The organism is Cohnella sp. CFH 77786 (genome assembly GCF_019400745.1).
In the GTDB taxonomy this organism is placed as follows: Bacteria; Bacillota; Bacilli; order Paenibacillales; family Paenibacillaceae; genus Cohnella.
Genome location: NZ_WJIB01000034.1, coordinates 1 through 7,219, shown reverse-complemented (window position 1 = coordinate 7,219; position 7,219 = coordinate 1). Strand labels below are relative to the sequence as shown.

Genomic DNA, 7,219 nt, shown 5'->3' with positions numbered 1-7,219 from the left:
CGATTTGCATTCGCTTCTCTTCGAACACTTTCCCTGTACGCATATTGTCCGCCTCCCCATTACCATTAGTCTAATTCAATTGGGGGACAGGACTCCACATCAATTAGGGGGCCGTGGAGAAACCTCCCTCTAATCTCGGTGAAAAACCTCAATTGAGGGGATATAGCCGGAATTAGAGGGAGGTTTTCCTTCTAATCCCGCGCGTGTGGGCCCATACGCATAAATAGAGGGAGGTTTTCCTTCTAATCACGCGTTTGTGGCCAGTACGCAAAAATAGAGGGGCCCATACGCATAAATAGAGGGAGGTTTTCCTTCTAAATCACGCGCTTATGGTCCAGTACGCAAAAATAGAGGGCCTTTATCAGGCTGTTCCCTTTAATCCCCTTGACTGCGCGACAGCCGACCATCCGAGGCACCCAGATCGGAGACCTGCCGAAATCAGGTACACGTATGACGCTCATGCGCGCGAGTCACAAAATCCGCTTTGCAAGAGCATCGACGGGGACGCCAGTACCGTAAACCGCTCCCTCTCGTTTCCTCAAAACCACTCTCCGGATGCTAATATTCCTGTAATGTGTAAAAAACCTTCGGCCCCATTGAAGAGGAGCCGAAGGTTTTGTCGTTACCCCGGTTACTGTGCAAGCGGACGGTCCCACTCGCCTTGCCGCTCGGCCATGCGGACGAAGACGACCGCGAGCTGGGCGAGCGAGACTTTATCGTTCGGCCGGAAGGCGCCGCCTTGCGGCGTCAGCAGGCCGAGCTTCAGCGCAAGCGCCGCCGCGCCCGGATGCGGCACGGACTTGGCGTCCGACAGCCGCGCGAACGCCGGCAAATCCGCGAGCTTCTCCGCCAGCTTCCAATAGCCCGTGATTTTGCTCAGATAAAACGCCAGTTGGTCCCGGGTGAGCTCGGCTTCGGGATGAAGCTCGGCTTTCGGATCGGGAGTGAGCCACTTCCGGTCGATCATCCGGTTCACGGCTTCATAATAAGGAGAGGACGGCTCGACGTCCGCGAACGGTTTCGTTTGCTCCTGCACCGGCCAGTAAGATTCATAGGCTCCGAAGTAAGGATCCGAGGCGATCGCCAGCATCCGGAAGAAATCGCCCGCCTTCACGCTCCGGTCCGGGTGAATGAGCCCGTCTTCACCGGCTTGGATCACTCCGTGCTCCAGCAACGTCCGCAAATAAACCGCCGCCCAATGGTTGCCGATTTCGGCAGGCTCCTCGGCAGGAAGGCTCGGCCAACGGTTGGGATACAACTCGGTCCATTGCCCCGTAACCGCATCCAGAACGCGATTCATAGGCATCTTCCTCTCCCAATCGTAGGGCGAATACACAAGCTTCCATGACCGCTCCGTATACTCCCCCGACGGTTCGACGTAATAGCCTCCGAAACTCGAATAAGAGAGCTCCATCGACGCCGCTTTCAAATACATCTCTTTCGCTTGCTTTTCCGGAACGGCTGCTCGAAGCGATTCCATCTTTTTCAGCATTTCCCCGCTCAGTGCAGGCTGGCCGTAAAACCCGCGCAGCTTGCCGTTCCCGTCGAACGTAACGTTCAGATTGCGGTTTTGGACGGGCAGTCCGCGGTAGAACAGCTGATAAGTGACCGTCTTGTACTCGGAATCGGGTTTGGGGTCTGCTGCGCTCGCGGCCGGAACGACCCGCCGATAGGAGACGATATTCGGGATGTTGGCCGATACCCACTCGTCCGCGAGTTTGATCGCTTTCTCCATGGGAAGCTCGGGCGCGGCAGGCTTTTCGGGTGCCGGACGGTCAGGCCCGTAGAAGAAGTGCACGTAAAACGAGAGCAGTTGTCCGGTTACCGCATCGACGGTCGCGCTTCTTCGCTCGTAAGGCGTTCCTTTCTCGTTCTGCCACTCCAGCGACCAGAAATCGTTTCCTCCTTCGCGCCCTTGCTGCAGGGAACGGCTCTCGACCCGGTACCCTTCCGGGATATCCGCGTATGCCTCGACCAAAGCCGCCGCCTCTTCGGCCGTTACCGCCTTGGGAGAGAACGGCTTCGCCGGTTCCGGCATTTCGACATATTGCGGCGGCTGGGGGCTGAGCGGATTGCCTCCGAAATCCAGCCATTCGCCGGTTTGAGCGTCCAGCCTGGTGAGCTGCGAGGCCGGCACATAAACGAGCATCCAGCGATCCGGGTTTTCCCGGAAATCGCCGCCCGTATAGGTCAATTCCAGCCGCAAATCGGATTCCCAGCGCGCCTTGGCATCCGCCGCCGTCACCTTCGGCCGGGCGGACGGAAATTCCGTGCTTTCCCCATAATAGGAGAACGAGGTGACCTCGCCGTTGCCGTTCACGTTTACTTGAACGGATTGGCCGTCGACCCTCACGCCGTCATGGGACATGCGAAACGCAAAGCTGTAATAGACAGGTCCGAACAGGGGAGCGGGAGGGTTCTGACCTTTCTCGGTATCCTCCGCGAGTTCTTGCCCTTTGAGCGACGGAGCCGCTTCCGCGGCGAACGCTTTGGCGATCTCCAAGGCTTCGCTGCGCGACGTCATCGGAGGAAACGCGACAGATCCGCGGGACATCTCATAGGGAATGAACACATTGCGCAGATCCCCCGTCATCGCGTCGACGCTGGCCGAAAACCCGCTGGAGACGTTCCCGTTGCGGATCATGAAGCCGATTTCCCACATCGGACTGCCGCCGTTGCCGGAGCCGCCGGAAGCATGGTCGGTTAACCGGACTTCTTGCGTTTGAGCACCGGCCAGCACGGGGAACAGCTTGATCACCCGGGATACGGCCTCCTCCTGGGACACCTTCACGTTCTCCGGGGAAAGCTTGGTCCCGCCCGAATCGCCGGGAACCGCCGTGCTGTCACTGTCGCTGGCGCTCGCGTAAACGGCGCCTTCGGCCGTTTCGGCGGCCCCGATCCCCGGAACGGACAATACCCCGAACAGCAAAACGGCCGCCGTCACTCCCGCGACCTTCGCCCGGTATTTCGCAAGGGACCTCTTTCCTTTCCTGGACACGATGCTTCATCCTCTCTGAGCCATAGATCGTATCGGATCGAGCCGCGGATTCTCGCCTCCGTGATACGCCACACGGTAATACGCCCTGAGGAAGGTAAGGTTTTCCTTTTTTCCGGTTTTTTAGGAAATCTTAATTTTCGCGATCAACCGGCCCTGCCAGGCCTGCCGTCGGAAAACGATAACGCTAATCCGTCTTCCCGCTCTCTCCCCGATTCACCATGTGATCGTACTTCAACCGCAACAGTTCCACCGCCCCTGCGATATCCTCCTCCGATTCGATGTAGAAGGAGACCCACCCCGAACCCGGATGAATGTGATGGGGACTCGCCCGTCCGGCTTCCGCTAGCTGATCTCCCATCCTCCTCGGGAACGGAATGTCGACCAGATGGTCGCCGTGCAAATGCCCGATCTCCTTCCCGTTCCACTGAAACTCGATGCCGCCGAAACGGTGGGGCTGCTCCGTCACCCCCGGCCAGCTGAGCAATTCCCCGATCAGAACCTGCCTTGCGGAAGTTGACATGCTCATGAACTCCTCTCCAATTGTTATTCCTTAACGAATCCGCCGTTTACCGGCGGTCGCGCCGGTATACACGGCGCCGTGCGCGTCGAAGCTGGCGGTAATTGCCCCTCGGCTCGTTTTCCTGGCCATGGCTGCTTGGCCTCCCCTGTTCATGTTCTTTCTCCTCCTAGCGCTTTATGGCTGATCGATTCGGTCTTAACGCCGGGATTCCGGGCACGGAACCCCAAGCGGTAGAACAGCAGAATCCCGACATGCAGGACGGCCAGCACCAGATAAATGTTGCCGAAAACGTAGCTGTCCGCATCGGCGTGCAGCGGATTCCAATTCACGGACGAACCTTGCGCCGCCGCGAGCCCGTACACGCCCGCCCCGATCCCTTGGGCGATGAAGGAAAGCATCGAGAACAGGCCCATTCCCACGCCGACCTGCTCCTTGGGCAATGCCCGCGAAATGGAGTTCGACATCGCGACCTGCATGAAAGACTGGCCTACGTTGCCGAGGATCAGGATGATCGAAATCCAGAGCGGCGCGATCCCCGTCAGGACCGACAGCAGAACGAAACAAGCCAGCAAACAACCGGAAGCGACCGAGAACAGATACGGATTGCCTTTGCGGTCCGCCAGTTTCCCGCCTTTTCTCCCCAGCAGGGAGGCGGCGACTGCCGCGGGCACCATCGCGAACCCGATCCAATCGGAGCCGAGCCGGTATACTTCCGACAGCAGAATCGGGGTCAGGAAGTACAAGGAAACGCCGATCCCCGCGATTAGAAATGAAAGCGCGAGTCCTGTCGCATAGGTTTTGTTGCGGAACAGGCGCGGCTCGATGAAAGGTTCCTTCGTCAAGCGAATTCGCGCGAGGAAAAGGATCAGCAAGGGAATCGAAGCCGCCAGATACGGCCAGGATCGATTCGTGACGCCCAGCAGGAGCAGCGCGGTGAAAGCGGCGAGCAAGCCGCCGCCCAGCCAATCGAACGATTTCGCGGCTTGTTTCGGTTCTGTTTCCAAAATCCTCCGGTAAAATGGCAGCAACAGCAAAATGAGCAAGGACGGGAGAAAAAGCCAACGCCAGTTCGCGATGCTGACGATAGCCGCGGAAACGACAGGCCCAAGCGCACCGCCGATCGCGAGCCCGACGGCCGTCATGCTCAAAGCGGAGCCTCTCTTCTCCTGCGGGAAATAACGCACCGGGATGATCAGGGCAATCGCGGGTACAGCCGCGGCACCCGCGGATTGCAGACAACGGCCGAGCAGCGCAGCCCAGAACGTCTGGGATACGAGTCCCACGAGAGATCCCGCCGCGAAGAGCGTCAGGCCGAACGTGACCAAGCTTCTCAACTGGAACCGATCGGCCAGCTTCCCGTACGTCACCGTTCCGAAGGCGTAAATGAGCGTATAGGCGGAGGACAGCCAGCTCGCCTGAGCCAGGGTCAGGTGAAACTCTTCGCTGATTTGCGGCAGAACCACATGAAACATAAGGGCGCTCATCGAGGAAATCATGACGGTGAACATCATCAAACGCATGATTTGCGATCCTTTGTGCTGCCGTGTCTCCGAATCCATGGTTGATCTCTCCTTTTTATTTGTGTGCAAGCACACACTTGCATGCAATGGGTAAAAAAGCTAGGGAGTTAAAGCCCTAGCGAACAGCCCAACGCTTTCCTTGATAAATTCGTCCAACCATTCTTCCGAGACCGCTTCTTTCTTGTTCAGGCTGCTGAAGAACGCGCCGTAATTCATCCACATGAAAGACAACGCCTGCATCTCGGGGTTCGGCACCAACGCCTTCTTTTGTTTCGCCATGTCCGCCAAATAATCCATTAACAGCTTCTTCAGCTGTTGGGGATGACGTCCGGACTCCTCATAGACTTCTTCCGGCAGATTGCCGCCCTTCTGGGCGAGACGCAGCAATTTGCGGTTCCGGTTCATGAGCTTGTGGTACGTGCGGCTAACCAGGAGAAGGTCCGCATGAAGATCGCCCGTGAGGGATTCCCGAAAAAGCTTCGTCATCTCATCGGCGTAGTGGTAGCGACTGAAGGCCGTTTTCAGCAGATTCTCCTTCGTGCCGAAGTGGCGAAACAGCGTCACTTCGTTCACCCCGGCGGCAGCGGCGATCTCCTTGGTGGTCGTGCCGTCGTATCCCTTCTCGGCCATTAGGTCGATCGCGGCCAACAGAAGTTTATCGCTCGTGCTCGTATTTTCTCTCATGCGTTTATCCCCTTGGATGCAAGTGAACACTTACATCCTTACCTTACGCGATTTCCCGTTCTTTGTCAACAGCAGGAAACGCAGTACCCTCGGCAATTCGCGTTGCTGCTGTAAGCCGTGATGCCGATAAGATTGCCGGTGAATCCGCCGGACATCGATTCAGAGAAGTCTTGATCGATCTGACAGCCTATTTTTCAACCCTGCCTAAACAGCTTTTACCCAATCTGATATACTTATTTCACAAGACGTTCCTCATGCCTCCGGGACCCGGTTTGCAGGCCGGCATGATACGTTTATAGAAATACGAATCCTATTTCTGTCATTACAAATCCCGGAGGAGGAAGAAGCGTATGAGCCAGGCAACGTTGGAATTGATTCTGAACGAGATGCGGAACTTCAGGACGGAGGTAAACGAGGAATTCCAGTCTGTCAGAACGGAAATTCAGGCCGTCAGGTCGGAACTGAAAGAGGAGATTCAGGCCGTCAGGTCGGAACTGAAAGACGAGATTCAGGCCGTCAGGTCGGAACTGAAAGACGAGATTCAGGCTGTCACAACAGAGCTTCGGGCAGAGTTGAAAGCGGATATACAGAGTGCTCGTTCCGAGTTCGCGCAAGAGCTCAAGACTTTCAAGAAAGATCAACAAGCGATCTTGAACCGGCTGAACAGCCAGGAAAAACTGTCCGCGCAATTGGTCGGCATGGTCAAATCCATCAAAGAGACCGTCACCGAAATCGCGGAAAGGCAAGATGCCATGGAGCGGAAATTCTCTTTTCAACTGAATACCCATGCGGCAAGTATCGAAATTCTCAATCGTGAACAGCTCATGATCAAGACGGAAATCGAAATGTTGAAGAACCAATATTAAGCCAACCGGCAAAATCCTTTTCGGGATTTTGCCGGTTCTTGTTTGCCTTCGCGGATTTACGGGGAGTACTTGTTTCTGTAATGGGAAAGCGCAAGGAGCGGCCAAATGTACCGGTAACTGTGATAATGGGAATAAAAAACGCCCGGAAGTCCCGCCCCCGTCGGATAGGCCGCCAGCCCGCCCTCTTCCCGCAAGAGACCGATCAATCGCCTGATCCCTTGGTCGATCGCGGAATTCGGCGTTTCATGGACGGAGATGAGCGCGTCGAGCGCCCAAGCGGTTTGGGAAGGCGTACTCCCCGCAAGTGGGATATAGCGCATGTGCCGGTCGCTGGCGCAGGATTCTCCCCACCCCCCGTCGGCATGCCTGATTTCCAGCAACCATTTCGTTCCGGAGCGTACGGACGGATGATCCGCAGGAATTCCGGCGGCCGTCAGCCCCGTTAATGCCGCCCACGTACCGTAGATGTAGCAGACTCCCCACCGTCCATACCAGGAGCCGTCCTTTTCCTGTCGGTCGAGAAGCCAATCCGCGCCTTTGCGAACAAGCGCGTGGCGGATGTCCAGACCCGCGTAGTTCCCCAAAAACTCCAACGTTCTCCCCGTCAAATCCGGCGTCGAAGGATCGATGG

General features: G+C 57.0%; 6 protein-coding genes and 1 pseudogene. 1 reads left to right on the top strand and 6 read right to left on the bottom strand.

From position 1 onward, the window contains the following. Window positions 1-631: 631 nt before the first annotated feature. The 5 genes from GE107_RS27360 to GE107_RS26145 all read right to left on the bottom strand — a co-directional run bounded on the left by GE107_RS27360 (window position 632) and on the right by GE107_RS26145 (window position 5,722). Window positions 632-2,998 carry a YcdB/YcdC domain-containing protein gene (locus tag GE107_RS27360; protein ID WP_219644327.1) on the bottom strand — a complete coding sequence of 789 codons (2,367 nt, stop codon included), beginning with the start codon at window positions 2,996-2,998 and terminating at the stop codon, window positions 632-634. 184 nt (window positions 2,999-3,182) lie between these two features. Then, window positions 3,183-3,518: a luciferase domain-containing protein gene (locus GE107_RS26155; RefSeq protein ID WP_219644334.1), complete on the bottom strand. Its 336-nt coding sequence runs from the start codon at window positions 3,516-3,518 to the stop codon at window positions 3,183-3,185. 30 nt (window positions 3,519-3,548) lie between these two features. Further along, window positions 3,549-3,671, bottom strand: coding sequence for a hypothetical protein (locus GE107_RS26890; protein WP_255570852.1), 123 nt, complete (start codon window positions 3,669-3,671; stop codon window positions 3,549-3,551). Continuing rightward, window positions 3,668-5,077 (bottom strand): MFS transporter, encoded by a 1,410-nt coding sequence (locus GE107_RS26150; protein WP_219644325.1) that lies wholly within the window; start codon window positions 5,075-5,077, stop codon window positions 3,668-3,670. The genes GE107_RS26890 and GE107_RS26150 overlap by 4 nt, the downstream gene beginning before the upstream one ends. A gap of 60 nt (window positions 5,078-5,137) precedes the next feature. Then, a complete protein-coding gene (locus GE107_RS26145; protein WP_219644323.1) occupies window positions 5,138-5,722 on the bottom strand; it encodes a TetR/AcrR family transcriptional regulator in 585 nt (194 codons plus the stop codon). Window positions 5,723-6,072: 350 nt separating this feature from the next. Here GE107_RS26145 and GE107_RS26140 point away from each other — a divergent pair, with 350 nt between their 5' ends. Beyond that, a complete protein-coding gene (locus GE107_RS26140; protein WP_219644639.1) occupies window positions 6,073-6,588 on the top strand; it encodes a hypothetical protein in 516 nt (171 codons plus the stop codon). Between the two features lie 56 nt (window positions 6,589-6,644). On the opposite strand, the pseudogene GE107_RS26135 reads toward GE107_RS26140, so the two are convergent. Continuing rightward, a pseudogene (locus GE107_RS26135) lies at window positions 6,645-7,219 on the bottom strand (squalene--hopene cyclase); the annotation flags it as partial.

Bases quoted from the DNA above. Each gene is read 5' to 3' on its own strand.
- GE107_RS26155 (WP_219644334.1), bottom strand. From the start codon at position 3,518: ATGTCAACTTCCGCAAGGCAGGTTCTGATCGGGGAATTGCTCAGCTGG.
- GE107_RS26890 (WP_255570852.1), bottom strand. From the start codon at position 3,671: ATGAACAGGGGAGGCCAAGCAGCCATGGCCAGGAAAACGAGCCGAGGG.
- GE107_RS26150 (WP_219644325.1), bottom strand. From the start codon at position 5,077: ATGGATTCGGAGACACGGCAGCACAAAGGATCGCAAATCATGCGTTTG.
- GE107_RS26145 (WP_219644323.1), bottom strand. From the start codon at position 5,722: ATGAGAGAAAATACGAGCACGAGCGATAAACTTCTGTTGGCCGCGATC.
- GE107_RS26140 (WP_219644639.1), top strand. From the start codon at position 6,073: ATGAGCCAGGCAACGTTGGAATTGATTCTGAACGAGATGCGGAACTTC.